The following is a 273-nucleotide window of genomic DNA, read 5'->3' on the forward strand; positions in this document are numbered from 1 at the left end:
CGCCTGGTCGCGGGGGACGGCGGATTCGCACTGACGTCGGCCACGCCGCTGCGGGCCGAGGGCGACGCCGCCCGCCGCGTCGCGCAGCACTTCGCCGGTGTCGTCGCGACCTCGAACGGGCTGCGCCTGCAGACGGGGACCGCCGGCAACGGCGCCTCCCCCGCGATCACGTTCGCACTCGACGCCGCCGCCTCGCCGCAGCACGCGGAAGGCTACGTCCTCGACGTCACTCCGGACGGCATTTCCGTGCGCGCTTCCGACGAACGCGGCCTG

At 75.5% G+C, this 273-nt stretch carries 1 protein-coding gene; it reads left to right on the forward strand.

What is annotated here, in order from left to right:
* Window positions 1-273: glycoside hydrolase family 20 zincin-like fold domain-containing protein (locus SB660_RS20510; RefSeq protein ID WP_410584172.1), on the forward strand; the 273-nt coding region annotated here is incomplete at both ends.

Origin of the sequence: Bacillus sp. SIMBA_005 (genome assembly GCF_046535585.1) — a bacterium.
Taxonomy (GTDB): Bacteria; Bacillota; Bacilli; order Bacillales; family Bacillaceae; genus Bacillus; species Bacillus pumilus.